The organism is Tumebacillus amylolyticus, from assembly GCF_016722965.1.
GTDB lineage: Bacteria > Bacillota > Bacilli > Tumebacillales > Tumebacillaceae > Tumebacillus > Tumebacillus amylolyticus.
In genome coordinates, this window is the sequence record NZ_JAEQNB010000002.1 from 350,375 (window position 1) to 369,065 (window position 18,691).

An 18,691-nucleotide genomic window follows, 5' to 3' on the forward strand; every position below is an offset into this window, starting at 1 on the left:
ACCTGGCCTCCGTCGCCAGGTCTTTCACTTTCTACACGCGAAACTTCCCGATCTCTGCACGTAATTGGTTGGACATCTCAGCGAGCGACTCCGCCGAAGCCGCGACTTCCTCGATGGAAGCCGACTGCTCTTCGGACGTGGCCGCCACCGTTTGCGCCGAGGTGGACGACTGCTGTGCAATCTCCATCATCTCATTGACCGTATCCAAAACCTGCTGCGAATTCGCCGTCATCTCTTGCGAAGACGCCGAAACATCTTGAATCTGATCGGAAACCAAACGACCGGCCGTCAGAATGCGCGTAAACGCATCCCCCGCTTCCGAAACCGCGTGCGTGCCCGACTTCACTTCGCCGATCACGCCGTCCATCGAATACACCGCTTTCGAGGTCTCCTCTTGGATCGAACGAATCAACTCGGAAATCTGTCCCGCCGACATGCTGGACTGCTCCGCCAATTTGCGCACTTCGTCTGCAACCACGGCAAACCCTCGCCCTTGCTCTCCCGCACGCGACGCTTCAATCGCAGCGTTCAACGCGAGCAAATTGGTCTGCGCGGCAATTCCCGTGATCACTTCGACAATCTGTCCGATTTCCAGCGACCTCGTCTCCAATTGCTTCACACCGGTCGCCGTCGTGTTCACAGAGACCGCGATGGTTTCCATCTGACGAACCGCCTGCTGCACCGCATCGTTCCCGACTTCCGCTTCACGCGTTGCTTCCAAGGAAGTCTCGGCAACCGCCACTGCAGTCTCGGCGATTTTTTCGATGCCCATCGACATGTCTTCCAACGCCCGCGCCGCTTTGGATGCGCTGTATACTTGGTGCTCGGCACCCGTTGCCACATGCTGAATGCTGTGCGTAATCTGCTCGGTCGCAGCGGCGGTCTGGTCGGTCGTCGCCGAGAGCTCCTGTGACGAACTGGCCACTTGCTCCGCCGTTTCGCCGACATGCCCGATCAGGCCCCGCAAATTCGCGACCATCTCGTTGACGGAGTTGCCCAATTCGCCAAACTCATCCTTGCGGGTGGAGTTCAACGCTTCCACCGTCAAGTCTCCCGCCGCCACACGCTTCGTGATCGCCGTCAAACGACGAAGTGGACGGGCATTGAATTCCGCCACCAGAGCGGCCACCAAAATTCCCACGAGCAAACCCACGATCCCAAAGATCCAAACTTTGTTCTGGAACCGGCCGATGATCGTGTCAAAAGCCGTGCTCGGCACGCCGACAAACCAAATTCCGATGATCTCGCCCTTGACGTTTTTGATCGGCTCATAAGCCGTTTGGTTCGATTTGTTCACAACGGTCGCTTCCCCGACATACGTCTCGCCGTTTTTGAGCACTGCAGTCGCTACCGTTTCGCTGACTTTGGTCCCGACTGCGCGAGAGCCGTCGTCTTTTTTCACCGTCGTTGCGACACGGGTGTCGTTCATGAAGATCGTTACATTATCCCCCGTCGCTTTTGAAATCTCATCCACGACTGTGAAATTGTCATTCATCGCCGTGGTCCCTTTGTAGAGTTTGCCGTCCTTGAGTTCCCAATCTCCGCTGTACTTCTCCTCAATCAACGTCCGACCCATCGCCAAGTCCGACTTCAGCTTCTCCTGTGACGCGCTGACGATGTCACTTTTGATCGAGTAGCCGGCAAACGTCCCCATCGAAGCCGTTCCAACGGTAATCACAGCCGAAAACATCAGAATAATCTTCGTGCGAAGTTTCATGGTCTCACTCCCAACTATAAGTCCATAGACACACATATTATGACACGTAACCGGAATGTTGTCATCGCTTCTTCAAACGAAATTCCCACAACACATTAATAAACTACAAAAACTTAATCACACAGAATTTTCGTAAAAAAACACCCCGCACGCCGAGGCGAACAGGGTGCTTTCTTTTTCGATATACGTCTTACTTGCTCTTCTCTTTCGCACGCGGGAGAATTTTCTCCACGTTGACTTTAAACGTCGTATCCCACGTGGACTCCTCTTCCGGGTCATACTGTTCGAGGAAGTCGATCACTTCCTTGGTCACTTGCGTAGGCGTGGAGGCACCGGAGGTGACGGCGACTTTTTTCACACCTTGCAGCCAGTCGCGTTGCAGTTCGGAGAGGTCGGCGATGCGGTACGACTTGGTGTTCGCAATCTCTTCGGAAACTTGTGCGAGACGGTTGGAGTTGTTCGAAGCCGGGTCGCCGACGACGATCGTCAGGTCAGCTTCTCCCGCTTGCTCCGCCACCGCTTCTTGGCGAACTTGGGTCGCGAGGCAGATCTCGTTGTGAATTTCGACGTGCGGGTAGCGTTTGAGCACTTCGTTCATCAGCGCTTTGGTGTCCCACTGGCTCATCGTGGTCTGGTTGGTGACGAGAATGCGCGACGCTTCAATGGACAGCGATTCCACGTCCGACACTTTCTCCACGAGATGGACTTTGTCCGGGGCCACGCCCATTGCGCCCTCCGGTTCGGGGTGTCCCTTTTTGCCGATGTAGACGATTTCGTAGCCTTTGGCTACTTTTTCACGAATCAGGTCGTGCGTTTTGGTCACGTCCGGGCAGGTGGCGTCGACGGTGGTCAGGCCCTTGGCGATGGCTTTCTCCTTGACTTGCGGCGAAACGCCGTGCGCGGTAAAAATCACCGTGCCCGTTTCAATCTCATCGAGCAGCGCGAGACGGTCTGCGCCGTCGAGGGTGATGATGCCTTGCTTGTCGAACGCGTCCACGACGTGCGAGTTGTGGACGATCTTGCCAAGTATATAGATCGGACGGGGCAGGTCGAGGTCCTTGGCCGCTTGTTGAGCCAACACCATCGCATCCACCACGCCGTAACAGTACCCACGGGGCGAAATCTTAATGACTTCCATGTGCGTTCCTCCTCTGTATATCCTCAAAATTTAGTATAGCACAGTCATTGACAAAGGAAGGGGTTGTCGCGCATAATCGAGAGCAAGAGTAAATTCTAGGAAATGAGGGATGTGCCATGGCAAAAGTTCTGATGAACGCTTTCGACGTTTACGGGATCACTATGTCCATTTTTGGCGCATCACTTACCCCGCCGGCTCCCTGAGTCGGTTTGCAACGTGCTGAGGAGTACAGCCGTGGGTGGTGTAGCCGCCCGCGGCTTTTTTTGTTGCCTTTTTTGAGAGGAGTGTGTTTGGAATGTGGAAGGATTTGCTTTTGTATCGCGATTTGATGCGCAATCGGAACTTCGGGTTCTATGCGTTCAGCTATTATTTGGCGTCGATCGGCGGGGCGATGACCTTGTTCGCCATTTGGTCCCAAGCGGCGACCTTGACGGAGAACAACCCGATGGCCATCGGCTTGTCGGGCATCCTCGACACCCTGCCGTCGATTCTGTTCGCTCCTTGGGCGGGGTTGCTTGCCGACCGTTATAACAAACGGACGCTTCTAATCGCGTCTCGCATTCTACAAGCGGCTGCTGTGCTTGGCATGGTGTTCACCACCGAGCTCTGGCAGTTGTATGTCCTGGCCGCGTTGCACTCGACGTTCACCGCTTTTGAAACGCCGCCGCATCGGGCGTTGTTGCCAACCTTGGTTCGCGAAGACCAATATGTGACGATGAACTCGTTTATGGTCACGATGAATTCGCTGACCCAGTTCTTCCGCCCGGCCCTCGCAGGGCTTGTCGTCTCGACATTTGGCTATCACGCGGGGTTCTCCGTGAATGTCGTCGTGCAACTGCTCGCAGCGGCCGCGTTGCTGTTCGTCACCGTCAAACCGTCCACCCAACCGGCGGCCGATGAATCGGGAGAAAAAACCGGCATGTGGGGCGGCGTGCGCGAAGGGATGGCGTACATCCGCACCGAGCCAATCCTCATGTATCTGTTTTTCTTCTCCGTGATCATGACGTTCTGCTTCTCCACTCAAGGCCCTCTGACGCAGGTCTTCGTCGGACAGTACCTCGCCGACTCCCCCGATCAAGTCAGCGCCCGCGTGGGATGGTTGTTTTCCAGCATCGGGGTCGGCGGCGTGCTCGGGGCGTTGGTGACGCCGAAGCTGATCTCCCGCCTGCCTGTGTTTCTGCTGTTGATCGCGTCGTTTGCGTTCGACGGACTCGTGGTCATCGTGTTCTCCCAGAGCAACACCCTGTGGCTTGCGATGGTCTGCTACTCGCTGTTTGGCATCATCGGTTCGGTGAACATGATCGTCACCGATACGCTGATTCAACGCATCGTCCCGGAAAACTTGCGCGGTCGGGTCTACGGTGCATTCGGCCCGATCAACGGGCCGTTCTCGATGCTGTCGATTGCGTGCGGCACCTCTCTGGCGACGGTGATTGGCGTGCGCGGCGTCTTTCTGCTCTGCGGATTGCTTGAAATTCTGGCACCGATCGTCTGTCGTTTGCTTCCCTCGTACGGAAACGTCCGTTCAAAACTTCAAGAAAAAAGTGGATAAATGCAAAAAAACCGGGGTTGCCCACCCGGTTTTTTTCATACACTTTTTGTACTTAGGAGTCGAACGAAAGGAGGGGGACGTCGAATGAACATGCCGGAGATTTCCGAAGGCGAAGCGCGAGGTCGCTTGCGTCAGTTGTATCACACCATCAAAGCGACGATGCGCGTCCCGCTCGTCAGTGAACCCTTGCGTGCGTTGGCGTTGTATCCAAATTTCCTGCATCTGGTGTTTGAGGCGAGCCGACCGAATTTGCTCTCCGTCCATGTGGAACGAATGGTCTCCGAACTCACCACGTACCGCAAACCACCTCTGCAACCTCCGCCTATGTCCACTTCCGTATTGCCTCGCGACCGCCGGGGCGCGCTTGCACTGCTGCCTGTGTTTCGCTATGAGACGGCCAAACTTCTCCTGTTGCTCACCGCCTGGCAAGAAACACTCGCAGAGCGTCCGATCTCCGGTCAGAACCACGAGGACGCATTCTGGCCACCGGGCATTTTGCCGCACTTCCCTCGCAACATCCCACTCCTGCGCATCGAACACGCAACGCACACCCAACGACACGTTTTCCAAAACATCCTCGCCGCTCACGACCTCTTCACTCTGCCCGATGTCTATCGAGCCCTCGCTCATCACCCGACATTTCTCACCGGCGCTTGGGAGCCGCTGCACCCGCTGGTGCAAACGGACGCCTACGAAGACGCCGCCCGACACATCCGCCGTCGCGCCAAACAACTCGTCCACGCCTTGCCCCATCCCCTGCCGCTGACTCCCAACCGCTTGCTGCTGCAAGTAAGCGAACGCGAAGTCACCGCCGGAATCGGGCTGATCACCGCTTACCGTCACACTCTGCCGCGCCTCCTGCTCGACGTGGAGATGATGACGCAGATGTTGCAAGTGTAAAATTACGTCGCTTTTTTCACAGCCAGCGTGACCCACTCGTCGCCTTGCAAGCGGGATGTGACGTGCCAACCGAGTTCGGAATAGGTGCTGACGACTTGCTCTTCGATCCATTCGACGATGCCGGAGAGCAACAGAGTTCCGTCCGTTCTCACGATGCGCAGGCAGAGCGCGGCGAGATCGATCACTTCCTGACCTCCGATGTTGACCGCGACCACGTCGAAGTGATCTACAGTCTCTGCAAATTCGGCAAAAACGTCCGCAATGCGCACGTCAATTCCCGAAACGCCGTTGAGTTCCATCAGATACTCCACGGCACTCTTCGCCGATGGATTCAGATCAATCGCCACCACTTCGCTTGCACCCTTCATGCGCGCAAACAAACTCAAAATCCCCGAGCCCGCCCCAAAGTCAGCAAACGCTTCTCCCTCTTGCAAGAGCTCGTCCAGCAATTCCAGACAGTGCCGCGTCGTCGGATGTTCCCCCGTGCCAAACGCAGCTCCCGGCTCGATCACAATCGTTCGTTCCCCCTCGCGACGCTCTTCGTCCCACGGGGGACGGATGACGAGATCGGGCTTGATCTCGATCGCGTTGAATTGGTACACGGGGTCTTCCGTGACGGCTTGCGGAATTCTTGCTTCTATAGAATACGCGAGATTCCCCATCCACTCGGTCATCTCGATACGCAGTCGTTCCAGAACCTCCGGAGTCAGTTCCTCCTGCGTCTCTTCATAGGCGCGGACGACGACTTGCTCGACCTCAGCTTCTTGGAACCCGTAGCCGTCCGGCGTTACAAACGTCTCGATGGGAGCTTCCTCCCAGACGTATTCAATGCCTCGTCCCTGTAATCGCGCGATGACGTCCTCGGTTCGATCTGCCTCGACAGTCAACGCATATTCGACATAGCGTGGTTCGTGCTCGTTCATGGTGTCGAATCCTCCTGCGAAGCGCTGCTTTTGTGTCGATGGTGATGGCGGCGGGCTTTCTCCCGATTTCCGCAGACCTCCATCCGGCACCAGCGGCGCGTGTTGTTTTTGGATGTGTCATAATAATATTGGATGCAGAGGTGGTTGCCGCATTTTTTCAACCGAGCAACCTGCCCCACGGTGAGAAAATCAAGCAAGGAGCGCAGCAACAGCCAGCTCATTTTTTCCAAATAGCATCCATATGGGAGGAACTCTGCAAGGCCGTCTCGGTACGTCCAAGTACCGGGCAACGCGGCGAGTTGGTCGTTCAACCACGCGAGATGCCCGTCGGACAAGCCTCCCTCCTCCGCGATGTGACGCAATTGCGCGCGCAGGACCTTGAGTTTGGAAAAAGCGTCCTCGTCGAGGACGAGCTCTCCCACTCCCGCCCCCTGTATCCAAGTATGTAGGTCCTTCAGGTCGGCGAGCCCGTCGCGGACTTCTCCCGCCTCCAAAAATTGCGTGTTCACGAAGTCCAGCCATAATGTTCCGCCATGATAGGAAAACATCTCCACCTTCACCCCTATTTGAGTATACACCAATTTATTTTGTGTTCGCAGGAAAACAACAGTCGCAAATAGGTAAATTCTTCCGTATACTCTTACCATGCAAGTGAGTGAAATCATAAAGGAGGCGTTGACTCATGGCAACGACCAACGAAAAGGTAACACGTATCGAGTTCATGGAAGAACTGAACCAGATCGGATTGTCGCCGAACGTAACGGGCGCACCGGCGGACACTTTATCCCGGGCCGAGGCAGCTGTCTTCCTCGCTGAAGCACTCCCGCCGCTGAACACCGGTTTTGCCGGGGGTCAGCCCGCGCCATTTCGTGACTTGAACTCCCTGACGACCGGGCAACAACAGGCGGTCTCGACCTTGTACAGTCTGGGAATTGTGCTCGGGGACGGGAATGGATTGTTCCACGGCAACCAAGATTTGACCCGCGATGAGCTGGGAATGATCGTCGAGCGGACGCAAGCGCGTTTGCAAGCTGCCGGGGCTTCTACTTCCACAACGAACCCGACGAAACCGACCGGTATCATCCGCCCGACGTCTCCGTCGACGGAACCCGCAAGTTCGTATCAAGTAATCACCGATCTCTCTGCTCTACCGCAAGACGTGCAGAACACGGCGCTTGCGGTCCAAGGAACTTCGGGCGCTGTCTCACTCGACAGCGGAGACTCCACCTACCTCTTGATTTCAGCCGGTGAGCGCAACACGGGCGGTTATGCCGTCACCGTGGACAGCGTCAACGAGACGGATACACGAATTGAAGTGACGGTCGGCCTGACAACTCCGGCTGCCGGCACGATGTCTCTCCAAGCGATCACCTACCCGCAAACGGTCGTGGAGTTCGCACAGACGGTGAAGCCCATCGTGGTGCTAAACCAAGAAGTGCTCTCCGCGTAAAAAAACAGCTCCCTTCGTCACGGCGAAGGGAGCTTTCCTTTTTTCCCTGTTCCAAAAAAACTCACGCGTGCCCCCCGCAGCCTCCGATGGTCGGCAGTCCGCCCGTCTCTCCCCCGTGCTCAAACGCAGCTTCCAACCGAATCCCGCTCGGGTCGTAGAAAAAGATCCCGGCCAGACGTCCGTACTCCCCAAGTCCGTCGTATTGAATCGGCACTTTGCGCTCGCGCAGACGGTTTTCCAACTCCTGCAGCGTTTCCAAGTTCGGCACGCGAAACGCCAGATGGTGCAGACCGGCCGTGCGGAGCGTTGCTTCCTGCTCCGCCGTTTGCCAGAGCGTGATCATCGTCGTGCCATCGGTGAGAAACGCCGACTTGCCCTCCTGCCCGCCCGCGACTTCAAACCCGAGCACCTCGGTGAAAAAAGACTGCGACTCCGCCAAACTCCGTACAGACAAGCCTACATGGTGAACGCCCATCGTCATGTTCGTCATCTCTAACTCCTCCTCTTAGTTCGCTTTGATCAATTTCGGAATTCGTTTCGAGCAGTTCGTGTACACGTCGCGCACCGTCACGTAGACAACTGAGAGTGCGCCGGGAAACAGTTCGAGGTCTCGTGCATCTGTGGAAATTCGGGCCACGCCGTTCACGCGCAGGCGTTGGCCTTTTTCAAAATCGATGAACAGCATGCCGATGTGCGGGTTTTCGAGGAGATTGCCGAGACTTTGGTAAAGCCCGTTGCCCGGATAGTCCGGGAACACCAACGTCTGCGGGTCCAACACGCGCACCGTCCCCGGCCCGCCTCCGCGAAATGAACAGTCACACTCCCCCGCTGAATTCGACGTCGCCAAAAAGAAAAACTCGCTGGCTTCGATGTACATCCGAAACAGCATCGACACTTGCGAACTCACCAACCGCTCCGTCAACTTCGCTGCCTGCTCCTCCGTACCAAACTGCCGCCGAAGTTGTGCTTCACCCGAAAGTATCTGCGCCACCGCCTAACCATCTAAAATTGTTTTGTTGGTTATATATTATGCGCCGCACCCAATCTTTGTCAACCCGTAACAATCGAGTTCGTTGAAACGTCTATCTACAAACGAAACAAACCAAGGAGGTTTTTTCGATGAAAACAAAATTTTCCCGCTTGGCGGTGCTGGCGACGGTACTCTCCGTCACCCTCATCGGATGCGGGCAAAAAACGTCGTCGACGCCTGCAGATTCGATGAACGTAGACACGTCCCCTGCCGCAACGAGTCCTACGACGAACCCCGCTCCTGCCAACCCGACTCCCTCCGTTCCCGATCAACCGGCCACGTCCGTTCCGAAACCCGCTGACACGGCACATCATTCCTATTCGGTGACCGCTCTGGACTTTGCCAATTCGAATTGGGGCTGGGTCGGCGGCAAGGGCTTTATCCTGAACACCACCAACGGCGGGCATGATTGGAATGTCCAATACGACGGCCCTTATGAAATCGACGCCTTCTCGTTTCTCAACGCCAACACAGGCTGGGCGCTTGGTCATGACGGCGATGGCGAAGTCGGGGGTGTCGTCCTGCAAACCAAGGACGGCGGCTTGCATTGGAACGAAATTTCCCACCCCGCCCACGTTCGCAACCTGCATTTCGTCTCCGAGACCACAGGTTTTGGCAGCGATATGATCACCCAAGACGGCGGCAAAACGTGGACACCTGTGAAGGCACCCGACTCCCTCATGGGCAATCCCGCATTTTCCGACGCCAACCACGGCTGGGCTGTCACCGCAGAGGGCAATTCCTTTCAGATTCAACACACCGCAGACGGAGGTCAGACGTGGACGAAGCTGTTCTCCCGTCCGACGCAAGAACCTCCCGTCACCGCTTCGGTGCAAACGACGAGCCCTGTCGACGCGTGGGTTATGATCGTCGGTTCATCCGGCATGACGCAGACTTCCTTTTCGATTTTTCACACATCGGACGGCGGTGCGAATTGGCAACCTGTGATCGCGCAATCCACAGCGGGCGGCGGAACTGCTCCCGGCTATGACACACCGAACACCGGTCCGAAAGGCCCGGCCTCCAAGCCCGGCTACCTCGAAGTCGTAAACTCCCAAGTCGCCATGCTCTCCGGATTCTGCGGGGCTTGTGGTGAAGGCACGATCTCGACAGGCTGGACCGTCAACAACGGCAAGACGTGGACCAATTCCACACAACAGATTCCGGGCTCCGGCGGTCAGCTCTCCTTTGTCAACGCAAACCAAGGCTGGCTGATCACCTCCCCCTATGACAAACCCTCCGTCCTCTACAACACCCAGACCAGCGGACAGACGTGGACGCAGGAATTCGTGTTTGGTCCCAAGTAATTGTCAAAAAACCTCACCGCCGCCATAGCGATGAGGTTTTTTTCGTACCCTGCAGCACTTGCGTAGGATTTCCAGCTTGCTACAATAGGAGGAGGACAAGTACCGGAACTTTGATTGGAGGATCACACGTGAAGAAACGCATTTGGATGACCGCATTGCTTAGCACCGCTCTCGTTGCAACCCTGCTTGCAGGTTGCTCCCGCGACGATTCGTCGGCTGCACCGACGACTCCCGCGCCGACCAAGGACAGTACCACCACGACCCCGGCGAAGGACACCACCTCGACCGACACCAAGAGCAAAAACAACAAGTATTCCAAAGCTCCGGACATGACGATCGACAAAGCCAAGAAGTACACGGCGACCGTCAAAACCAACAAGGGCGATATCAAAATCAACCTCTTCGCAGACAAAGCCCCGATGACCGTCAACAATTTCGTGTTCCTCGCGAAGGATCACTTCTACGACGGGATCAAGTTCCACCGCATCATCCAGTCCTTCATGATCCAGACGGGCGATCCGCTCGGTACGGGCACAGGCGGTCCGGGCTATCAATTCAAGGACGAGCTCCCGCCGGCGAAGCCGTATGCGGCCGGCATCGTGGCGATGGCAAACGCAGGTCCCGACACCAACGGCAGTCAGTTTTTCATCGGCAGTGGCGATGATGTGGCGAGCTTGAACCGCCAGCCGAACTACACGGTGTTTGGCGAAGTCGATCCGGCAAGCATGAGCGTTGTGAAAACGATCGCTGCGACTCCGGTCGGCGCTTCCGGAATGGGTGAGAATTCAAAACCGCAGGAAGACATCGTGATCAACTCTGTCGATATCTCGGAGCAGTAAAAGGAAGACTCTGTCGTCTACGGACGGCAGAGTCTTTTTTTCTTCGACATTTGCAGAAGAGGCTGTCGATTTCCCGGGCAATTGTCGAGTTGGCGTGCGGGTTTGTCAGATTGACACGCGTGATGTGCAAGTCGGCATAGGCTGTGGAGAGAGGTGATTGGGGATGGCCAAGAAGCGAAAGAAGCGAGAAGAGCAGAAGCCGTTGATTCAGGGGTTTGAAAAAATCCCACGGACGATTGAGGGCGTGCCTTTGAAGCCAAAGGTGAAGAAAAAAGGGGCGAAGGTGAAGCCGCCTCAGTTCTCGGAAGAAACCGTGCAGGAGAGCCAAGGGTTTGGCGGGTTGTTTTGGCCGGGGTTTCCAGGGTTGTCGGAGTCGTTTCGTTCGTCGATGGTGGAGTATTGGAAGCAGTTTCCGACTGATGTGGTGCCCAATACGTGGTTGTTTTCGTACAATCCGCCGGGATTTGGGTCGTCCGCATCAGCCGTGCGGTTTGAGTCCCCGATTGTGACGGGGCAAAAGTTGTTTGACGATCCCTTTTATACGGAGCTGCCGGCCCCGCCGTTGGGAGAGTTTGATTCTGCGTATCCGATGTGGGTGAAAACGATAGAGGCGGCACAGAAGCGTGTGGAAGCGTGTCCGATTGGTCAGGAAAGCCCGGAGTGTGATGCCGCTCGGGAGGCGTATTATGCGGCTTGTCGGGCGTATGCGAAAGAGTTGGATCGCGTGTGGGGATTGCAGCGGTTTCAGGATAAGGGGCAGAAGAAAAAGAAATGAGAAAAAACCACCCGAGGCTCGGGTGGTTTTTAGCGGAGATAGTACCAAACGTTATACGTATACTCATGTCCGTTTCCGTCAACAGGATTCCCATATTGATCCACAAGCCCCTTACCCTGATACGTGCCACCGCTGGTACTGGAAGAACTTTCGCCTTTTTGGTGAGGGAGGCTGCTCACAGAACTCTCATGTTCAAGATGCCCACTCGTATCTGCACTAGTCCCTGCGGGACCCACAGTTCCCGTTCCTGTGGAAGACTCTTCAGAACTTATTGTCCACGTTCCTGTAGAAAACTCTTCAGGACTTGTTGTCCCCGTTCCAACGGAAGACCCTATGGAACTTGAGGTTCCTGCACCAGCGGAAGACCCTGTGGAACTTGAGGTTCCTGCTTCAGCGGAAGACCCTGTGGAACTTGAGGTTCCTGCTTCAGCGGAAGACCCTGCTGAACTGATTGTTCCCGTTCCAGCGGTAGACCCAGTTGAACTAGAGGTTCCCGCTCCTGTAGCAGACCCTGCAGAACTTGTTGTTCCCGTTCCTGCAGAAGACCCTGTGGAACTTGAGGTTCCCTCTTTAACGGAAGACCCTGCCGCACTTGTGGTTCCTGCTCCTGGAGCAGACCCTGCGGAAGTCGAGCTTCCTGTGGTGGCTCCTCCGGTGGGGGTTGAGGTTCCCGATTTGGCGGTGGTGGATGTTGTTGTGGGGGGAGGTTCGTTGCCGGCTGTGACGCTTTCGAGGGGGAGATTTTCTTTTTTGAAGATGGGTTTGAGTTCTTTGGTGACTTTGGTTTCTAGTTTTTGTTCAGCTTCAGCCGGGGTGACGTATTCTTTGATATCTTCGGAGTGCGCTTTTATCGCGCCTGTGGTTCCGACTTGGAGAATCGAGGAGTTGGACATGGAGTTGATTCGGAGCGACCCGATGGAGATCGTCTGCGTGACGCGCATCGCGACACCTCCTTTTTTCTTAGACTCCAGTCAAAATGTTATCGTCAATCAGATCGTTGTCGTTCGTGTTCGTCGAACTGACGACGTTGTAGGTTTGCGGGAAATCACCCGTGTTGAACGAGCCGGAACCCGAGTAGGTTTTGGCAGTCGTCTTCGGCGCAATCACGCCGCAATCCCCGATGTGCAAAACTCCCCCCGACGAGATGTTTATGACTTTCAACGTTCCCAAAATAGCGGGCACGACGCCACCACCACCCTTCTCCCGTCAACGTTCTTACTCGTATCTTATGCAGGACGGATACCCATGGGTGAGTACCTGCACCTCTTTCCTTCCCCCGCCATAGCCTATTTTAGACAAACGCCCAGGAGGCGAACGCCCATGTTCCCCCGCAACAAGTCTCGGCAACTCGTGATCGCCAATGCCAAAGTCCTTTTCGTCGCCAACAGTGCGGTTCTCCAAATCGGTGACGTCTACGGATGTGTCGACCCGTTCTCCTATGGGGAAGCGTATGGAGGCTATCGTGGGGCTCCAAGTTTCATCACCAAAGAAACAGCCGAGCCGATCAACACGAACCTGCACTTTGCGAACCAAACGGACGAAGATACCACCGACTCCAATTTCATTGGCGAAGGTCAAGAAACGATCATTCCCAACATTCGAGGTGTAAAAGCGCGATGAAAGTGAGAATGTATGTCGAAAATACCGGCGACGTGAAGATCGGAGACGTCAAAATCAACTCGATTTCCTCATCGGCCATCGTCATCTTCGGCGATGCTGAATGCTTTACGCCGCACAACGTGTCGATCACCCGCGGTCTCGCCCAACAGGTCGTCGTGGGACAGACGGGTCCCGGCGGTCCCGTAGGAGCAACTCGCTAAAGCGACGCACACGAGTTTGTCCGCTGTCATATCCTACTAGAGAATCACATCACATTCTCTTAGGAAGGAGCGATTGCCATGCCTTCCATTATCGGAGGCCCGCTCAAGATCGTCAGCAACTCCGGCGAGTTGGTGTTTGGCGACACAGGATTCATTGCCCCGAAATCGGCCAGCAAATCCTACGCCGGTTCCGGCGGCGGTCTCACGGGCGACTTCGGCGTCTCGATCACCGGCGTCAGCAGCACCAACACCGTCGACATCGACGGTATTGACAACAACACGGTCGCCGGGGTTTAACCACCCTTGTGTACAAAAAAAGACCTGCCCCCGGTGTGGGGGAGGTCTTTTTTCTATGACTTTTTTTCAATCACTCGCTGTTACGCGAGAGCTTTTTTCAGTTCTTCGGTGAGCAACGGAACGATGTCGAACAAGTCGCCGACGATGCCGTAATCTGCCACTTTGAAGATCGGAGCTTCCGGGTCTTTGTTGATCGCAACGATAACCTTGGAGTTGGACATCCCTGCCAAGTGTTGGATCGCGCCGGAGATGCCGCATGCGATGTAGAGGTCCGGGGTTACAACTTTGCCGGTTTGCCCGATTTGCAGCGCGTAGTCGCAGTATTCTGCGTCGCAAGCACCACGGGAAGCACCGACAGCTGCACCCAGCAGGTCTGCCAGTTCTTGCAGCGGTTTGAAACCGTCTGCCGATTTCACGCCGCGGCCGCCGGAGACGATGATCTTCGCTTCGGACAGGTCAACGCCGCCGGTAGACTTTTTCACAACTTCTTTGATGAAGGTGCGCAGGGAGTCAGCCGGGAGATCGACGGAGAGGGTGACGACTTCAGCGGTAATGCCCGCTTCCGGCTCGGATTTCTCCAAGTTGTTCGGACGGACAGTTGCGAAGACGAGGTCGCCTGCAACGACGTTCTTGGTGAACGCTTTGCCCGCGTAGATCGGACGGGTGAAGGTCAAGTTGCCGCCTTCAAGTTCCACGCCGATGATGTCGGAAACAGCGCCGGCGCCAAAGCGTGCCGCCAATTTCGGAGCCAAGTCGCGGCCGATTGCGGAGTGCGCGAGGAACACGACGTTTGCTTTCGATTCGTTGATGACGGATTCCAGAGCTTTTGCATAGGCATCCGGTACGTAGTTTTCAAGTGCTGCGTTTTCGACGACGAAGACTTTCTCCGCACCATATTGTGCGAGTGCGTCTGCGTGTGCCGCTGCACCGTTGCCAGCGAGGACCGCTGCATATACAGAGCCGCCGTCTGCAATTTTCTTTGCTGCGGACAGGGCTTCAAAAGTTACATTGCGCAGACCGCCGTTGCGGAGGTCAGCCAGTACGAGAACGTTTCTGCTCATGAGTTCTGCTCCTCTCTGTGTGTCAGGATACCGATCCGATTACAGGACTTTGGCTTCGTTTTTCAGCAGGTTGACGAGTTCCGTCACGCGCTGTGCGTTGTCGCCTTCGATGATGCGACCCGCTGCTTTTGCCGCCGGCAGAAAGGTTTCCTGCACAGAGGATTTGGAAGAGATCGCTGCGTCTACGCCGAGGTCGCCTGCAGACGGGGTGTCGAGCGGTTTTTTGTTCGCTTTGCGAATCCCGATGAGAGACGGGTAACGCGGATCGTTCAGACCTTGTTGGCAGGTGACGAGCAGCGGCAGTTTCGCGCCGACGACTTCGAGGTCGCCCTCTGCGTCGCGATGTGCCACGACGTCGGTGCCGTTGATCTCCAATTTGGTGATCGTGGAAACGTGCGCGATGTTCAGCAGTTCCGCCAGACGGACAGCCGTTTGACCGGAGCCGGAGTCAACCGCTTGGTTGCCGGTGAGGATGATATCGAATTCCTTGCCGTTGAAGTACGAAGCGAGGACGTTGGAAACTTTGTACTCATCGCCGAACAGCGCTTCGTCGGTGATGTGAACCGCTTCGTCAGCGCCCATTGCCAGTGCGGTGCGCAGAGCTTCCTGTGCGCGCTCCGGGCCGACGGTGACGACGGTGACTTGGCCGCCGAGTTCGTCGCGCAGTTTGATCGCTTCTTCCACCGCGTATTCGTCATACGGGTTCAGGACAAAACGAACGCCGTCTTCCTTGACGGAACCGTTTTCAACGACGATCTTCTCTTCGGTATCAAACGTTTGTTTGAGAGCTACGAAAATATTCATGGTGGGAAACTCCTTTCAGAGTGGGGTTCGTTACTTGTGCGAATGAATCTGACCGGCGAGGCCGCCGATCATCAGCTCGCATACCTGCGGAATCAAGGACAGGAGATCGTATTTCGCACCTGTCAAAATCCAGGCGGTAATCGTCTCATCCATTGTACCAAAGATCATGCGCCGTGTGATGCGTGCATCGAGTCTTTCTGTGAAAACTCCGGCTTCAATCCCCTTGGCGATCACCTCGTCGATGATCGTGTAATAGGGTTTGATGATGTCGCCGATCTGCTTGCGCATCTCGGCATTCGACTGGCGCAGATGCACCTGCGTGAACATCGCGAGGTCCGGATTGGTCCCGAGCGTCTCAAAGTAGACGGTGACCAATCGCTTCAAACACGCAACCGGGTCCTCCAACCCCTGCAACTCCTCACCGAGACGGTCGACGATGGTGCCGATGGTCTCGCGGAGAATCGAGATGAGGATGTCTTCCTTATTCTTAAAGTAGAGATAGACAGTTCCGTCAGCGACCCCGGCTTCCCGCGCGATCTTGGAGATCGGGGCGTTGTGGTAACCGGCTTGACCGATCACCTTGACGGCGGCGTTCAAGATCGCTTCGTACTTTTCATTATTTTTTTTCTGTGCGATCGTTCTCACCTCAATGAATGAGTGTCCATTCATTACATGTTTCTATTTTAGAACAGTCAGTCTAAATCGTCAACCGTACGTTTGGTTTGTTCGGAGAAAAAAAGAACTCCCGCCAACATTGTGGCTGAAGTTCTTTCTCCATCAGGAACGACCGATGAACTCCGACACGATCTCGTACGAGCGCAACCGAGCGTTGTGGTCAAAAATCTGCCCGTTGACGATCATTTCGTCCGCTTGGGTGTCGTCGAGGAACTTTTGCAGTTTTTGTTCGACGACTTGCTTGCTGCCGACGATGGAGGAGCCGATGCGTTGTTGCAGGGCGACTTTTTCATATTCGGTCGCGATGAGGTCGATGCTCTCAATCGGAGGCTGCAATTGGCCCGGACGGCCGCGCAGGAGGTAGAGGAACTGCTGTTGCATCGAAGTTGCCAAGAATTGCGCTTCCTCAGCGGTGTCAGCGGCACAGACGTTGACGCCGACCATCGCGTACGGTTTGTCCAACACGTCGGACGGTCGGAAATTCTTGCGGTAGATTTCCAACGCTGACAGCGTGAACTCCGGCGAGAAGTGGCTGGCGAATGCGTACGGCAAGCCAAGCAGTGCCGCAAGCATCGCTCCGAAGTCGCTGGACCCCAGCAGGTAGATCGGGATGTCCAAGCCTTCGCCCGGAACGGCCCGCACCGGCATTCTCTCCGGATCGACCGGCGGTTTCAAGAACGAGCGCAATTCTTCGACCAGCTCCGGGAAGTCGTCGCCGTTGCTTTTCAAACCGCGGCGCAACGCACGAGCCGCCGCTTGGTCGGAACCCGGTGCGCGACCCAATCCGAGGTCGATACGTCCGGGGTACAGCGATTCCAGCGTCCCGAACTGCTCCGCGATTTGCAGCGGTGCATGGTTTGGCAACATGATGCCGCCCGAACCGACACGAATCGTCGACGTGCCGCCCGCAATATATCCGATCACGACGGAGGTCGCCGAAGACGCGATTCCGGTCATGTTGTGGTGTTCAGCCAACCAGAACCGATGGTAGCCCCACTTCTCTGCGTGTTGAGCCAAATCCAAGCTGTTTCGCAGCGAGTCGGCGGGTGTCCCCCCTTTGATCACCGGGGAAAGATCCAGAACGGACAGTTTGATATCTTGAAGTTTTTTTCCCATGACAGAATTCACCCTCCTTGGTAGATACTCTGCCCTGATTATAAAAAATGACGGCTTGCAGATTCTGCAAGCCGTCATACGGTTCTCGTCTTTCAAATATGTATCCCGCCTGTGCCGTCGAGCTCTGTGTTTCAGAACCTGCTATCAGCAGGTGGGTGACCCGTCGCGGTTTCTGACTTCCCATACGTCCTCGAAAGGAGGTGGGCGTGTCATTCACTCGCGAGTTCTGTCTCCCTGGAAACACTCAAGGTTCAAAACACGAAGAACCCAGACGAACACCGCAGGAATCAACGTTAGATTCACTGGTGTGTATGTTGCTTAGTATGATCAAGCGTTCGTTGTTGTATACGTTGGTGCGTGGTTGATGTCCTTATCATACTGCTTCGAAAGCTTCCCCTCAACTTAACGGTTTCAACAAGCGACCCCGTAAACACGAGCAAAGCGGTTCTGCGGGGTCATTTCTTCACGTATCTCAAAAGTTATGTTTTCCGGTCTGACTTGCCTATTCCGCCGGGATGTGTTGAGTTGACAGGAGCTTGAGGAAGTTCGGCGGGATGAATTCAATCGAATTCAAATAGCTGCACACATACAGCATGAGGAACGACAACGTGTCTTCCCCACGCTCCAACGCTGTCATCCGAGAGCTCTCCAGCGGGAAGTACCGCGCTTCTTGCGTCATCGGGTCGTCGTAGAGCACCAGACCTTGTCCCAAGACAAATACGGCGCTGACCCGTTCGGTCAACGGCACATCGCGTTGTTGCTCCACGAGCAGGTCTCGGATCTCCGTCAGCGACAATTCACTGGCGGCACAGACGATCAGACCCATCGTAACCGGACACTCGGTCGGCAACGCACGAACTTGTTGGAGATGTTGTGCCTCGTCGATCAGGATGTTCTCCGTCAGGCATTCCACCGTTTGAATCACCGCCCCGGTCGTCTCGACGGGAATCAACGGCACGACGCCGCTGCGCATCTTCGGCGTATGCAGGCGGTTGAAGAGAATCAAATCGCTGCTGCGTTCCATGTGCGAACCGTCCACGGCATAGACATAGCCGCTGGTGACGGCATACCGACGCTGGATCGTCTGCTCAAAATAATGCGTCAAGAGTTGTCCCAGAGTGCCTTGTCCGGACAACAGGCGTCGTTCCTCCCGGTGTACTCCTTTAAAAAAAGCCTCCCAAACCACAACTCCACTTCCCCTCATCTACTTCTCACCCTTTAGTATGGCAGACCGAGACAGGGTTCGACAAGGGAATCACGTAAAAAAAGGCCCTTTCCGCGTCTCAG

General features: G+C 55.7%; 22 protein-coding genes and 1 other RNA gene. 9 read left to right on the plus strand and 14 right to left on the minus strand.

The features are described from left to right. Nucleotides 1–31 precede the first annotated feature (31 nt). Together JJB07_RS08660 and JJB07_RS08665 are read right to left on the minus strand one after the other, a co-directional pair. Nucleotides 32–1,717, minus strand: a complete 1,686-nt coding sequence (locus JJB07_RS08660) for a methyl-accepting chemotaxis protein (protein WP_201633724.1) — start codon at nucleotides 1,715–1,717, stop codon at nucleotides 32–34. 190 nt (nucleotides 1,718–1,907) lie between these two features. Further along, nucleotides 1,908–2,855, minus strand: coding sequence for a 4-hydroxy-3-methylbut-2-enyl diphosphate reductase (locus JJB07_RS08665; RefSeq protein ID WP_201633727.1), 948 nt, complete (start codon nucleotides 2,853–2,855; stop codon nucleotides 1,908–1,910). A gap of 295 nt (nucleotides 2,856–3,150) precedes the next feature. Between JJB07_RS08665 and JJB07_RS08670 the strand changes: the two genes are divergently transcribed. Both JJB07_RS08670 and JJB07_RS08675 read left to right on the plus strand, forming a co-directional pair. Next, nucleotides 3,151–4,407, plus strand: coding sequence for an MFS transporter (locus JJB07_RS08670; RefSeq protein ID WP_201633729.1), 1,257 nt, complete (start codon nucleotides 3,151–3,153; stop codon nucleotides 4,405–4,407). Nucleotides 4,408–4,491: 84 nt separating this feature from the next. Further along, the gene (locus JJB07_RS08675) at nucleotides 4,492–5,307 is read left to right on the plus strand and encodes a halocarboxylic acid dehydrogenase DehI family protein (protein WP_201633731.1); all 816 of its coding nucleotides are present in this window, start codon (nucleotides 4,492–4,494) and stop codon (nucleotides 5,305–5,307) included. Nucleotides 5,308–5,309: 2 nt separating this feature from the next. Here JJB07_RS08675 and JJB07_RS08680 read toward each other — a convergent pair whose 3' ends face one another. Both JJB07_RS08680 and JJB07_RS08685 read right to left on the minus strand, forming a co-directional pair. Beyond that, the gene (locus tag JJB07_RS08680) at nucleotides 5,310–6,230 is read right to left on the minus strand and encodes a 50S ribosomal protein L11 methyltransferase (protein WP_201633733.1); all 921 of its coding nucleotides are present in this window, start codon (nucleotides 6,228–6,230) and stop codon (nucleotides 5,310–5,312) included. Continuing rightward, entirely contained in the window at nucleotides 6,227–6,778 is a 552-nt protein-coding gene (locus JJB07_RS08685) for a CGNR zinc finger domain-containing protein (RefSeq protein ID WP_201633735.1), read from the minus strand. The genes JJB07_RS08680 and JJB07_RS08685 overlap by 4 nt, the downstream gene beginning before the upstream one ends. 134 nt (nucleotides 6,779–6,912) lie before the next feature. On the opposite strand from JJB07_RS08685, the gene JJB07_RS08690 reads away from it, so the two are divergent. Further along, nucleotides 6,913–7,680 (plus strand): protease complex subunit PrcB family protein, encoded by a 768-nt coding sequence (locus tag JJB07_RS08690; RefSeq protein ID WP_201633737.1) that lies wholly within the window; start codon nucleotides 6,913–6,915, stop codon nucleotides 7,678–7,680. Nucleotides 7,681–7,741: 61 nt separating this feature from the next. On the opposite strand, the gene JJB07_RS08695 is transcribed toward JJB07_RS08690, so the two are convergent. Continuing rightward, nucleotides 7,742–8,170 carry a VOC family protein gene (locus JJB07_RS08695; RefSeq protein ID WP_201633739.1) on the minus strand — a complete coding sequence of 143 codons (429 nt, stop codon included), beginning with the start codon at nucleotides 8,168–8,170 and terminating at the stop codon, nucleotides 7,742–7,744. A gap of 15 nt (nucleotides 8,171–8,185) precedes the next feature. Then, a complete protein-coding gene (locus JJB07_RS08700; protein WP_201633741.1) occupies nucleotides 8,186–8,671 on the minus strand; it encodes a pyridoxamine 5'-phosphate oxidase family protein in 486 nt (161 codons plus the stop codon). A 128-nt stretch (nucleotides 8,672–8,799) separates the two neighbouring features. Here JJB07_RS08700 and JJB07_RS08705 point away from each other — a divergent pair, with 128 nt between their 5' ends. From JJB07_RS08705 to JJB07_RS08715, 3 genes are all read left to right on the plus strand, one after another. Continuing rightward, nucleotides 8,800–10,017 carry a WD40/YVTN/BNR-like repeat-containing protein gene (locus JJB07_RS08705; protein ID WP_201633744.1) on the plus strand — a complete coding sequence of 406 codons (1,218 nt, stop codon included), beginning with the start codon at nucleotides 8,800–8,802 and terminating at the stop codon, nucleotides 10,015–10,017. A gap of 146 nt (nucleotides 10,018–10,163) precedes the next feature. After that, nucleotides 10,164–10,856: a peptidylprolyl isomerase gene (locus JJB07_RS08710; RefSeq protein WP_201634508.1), complete on the plus strand. Its 693-nt coding sequence runs from the start codon at nucleotides 10,164–10,166 to the stop codon at nucleotides 10,854–10,856. Between the two features lie 163 nt (nucleotides 10,857–11,019). After that, a complete protein-coding gene (locus tag JJB07_RS08715; RefSeq protein ID WP_201633747.1) occupies nucleotides 11,020–11,631 on the plus strand; it encodes a hypothetical protein in 612 nt (203 codons plus the stop codon). A 29-nt stretch (nucleotides 11,632–11,660) separates the two neighbouring features. On the opposite strand, the gene JJB07_RS24500 is transcribed toward JJB07_RS08715, so the two are convergent. Together JJB07_RS24500 and JJB07_RS08725 are read right to left on the minus strand one after the other, a co-directional pair. Further along, complete coding sequence (locus JJB07_RS24500; protein WP_201633750.1) at nucleotides 11,661–12,572, minus strand: spore germination protein GerPB; 912 nt, start codon at nucleotides 12,570–12,572, stop codon at nucleotides 11,661–11,663. Nucleotides 12,573–12,591: 19 nt separating this feature from the next. Next, nucleotides 12,592–12,813 carry a spore germination protein gene (locus JJB07_RS08725; protein WP_109691328.1) on the minus strand — a complete coding sequence of 74 codons (222 nt, stop codon included), beginning with the start codon at nucleotides 12,811–12,813 and terminating at the stop codon, nucleotides 12,592–12,594. A gap of 138 nt (nucleotides 12,814–12,951) precedes the next feature. On the opposite strand from JJB07_RS08725, the gene JJB07_RS08730 reads away from it, so the two are divergent. The 3 genes from JJB07_RS08730 (at nucleotide 12,952) to JJB07_RS08740 (ending at nucleotide 13,748) form a co-directional block, all read left to right on the plus strand. Further along, complete coding sequence (locus JJB07_RS08730) at nucleotides 12,952–13,251, plus strand: hypothetical protein (protein ID WP_201633753.1); 300 nt, start codon at nucleotides 12,952–12,954, stop codon at nucleotides 13,249–13,251. Next, nucleotides 13,248–13,451, plus strand: a complete 204-nt coding sequence (locus JJB07_RS08735; RefSeq protein WP_201633756.1) for a hypothetical protein — start codon at nucleotides 13,248–13,250, stop codon at nucleotides 13,449–13,451. The genes JJB07_RS08730 and JJB07_RS08735 overlap by 4 nt, the downstream gene beginning before the upstream one ends. Nucleotides 13,452–13,529: 78 nt before the next feature. Beyond that, nucleotides 13,530–13,748, plus strand: a complete 219-nt coding sequence (locus tag JJB07_RS08740) for a spore germination protein (protein WP_201633758.1) — start codon at nucleotides 13,530–13,532, stop codon at nucleotides 13,746–13,748. Nucleotides 13,749–13,828: 80 nt separating this feature from the next. Here JJB07_RS08740 and JJB07_RS08745 read toward each other — a convergent pair whose 3' ends face one another. The 6 genes from JJB07_RS08745 to JJB07_RS08770 form a co-directional block, all read right to left on the minus strand. Further along, nucleotides 13,829–14,809 (minus strand): electron transfer flavoprotein subunit alpha/FixB family protein, encoded by a 981-nt coding sequence (locus tag JJB07_RS08745; RefSeq protein ID WP_201633761.1) that lies wholly within the window; start codon nucleotides 14,807–14,809, stop codon nucleotides 13,829–13,831. A gap of 39 nt (nucleotides 14,810–14,848) precedes the next feature. Next, on the minus strand, nucleotides 14,849–15,613 hold the full coding sequence (locus JJB07_RS08750; protein WP_201633763.1) for an electron transfer flavoprotein subunit beta/FixA family protein: 765 nt from the start codon (nucleotides 15,611–15,613) through the stop codon (nucleotides 14,849–14,851). A 30-nt stretch (nucleotides 15,614–15,643) separates the two neighbouring features. Continuing rightward, a complete protein-coding gene (fadR, locus tag JJB07_RS08755) occupies nucleotides 15,644–16,258 on the minus strand; it encodes a fatty acid metabolism transcriptional regulator FadR (protein WP_347338328.1) in 615 nt (204 codons plus the stop codon). Nucleotides 16,259–16,390: 132 nt separating this feature from the next. Continuing rightward, entirely contained in the window at nucleotides 16,391–17,404 is a 1,014-nt protein-coding gene (locus JJB07_RS08760) for an LLM class flavin-dependent oxidoreductase (protein WP_201633768.1), read from the minus strand. Between the two features lie 98 nt (nucleotides 17,405–17,502). After that, nucleotides 17,503–17,694: non-coding RNA, 6S RNA (ssrS, locus tag JJB07_RS08765), on the minus strand. Nucleotides 17,695–17,906: 212 nt separating this feature from the next. Continuing rightward, nucleotides 17,907–18,539 (minus strand): DUF6602 domain-containing protein, encoded by a 633-nt coding sequence (locus JJB07_RS08770; RefSeq protein ID WP_201633770.1) that lies wholly within the window; start codon nucleotides 18,537–18,539, stop codon nucleotides 17,907–17,909. Nucleotides 18,540–18,691: the final 152 nt, after the last annotated feature.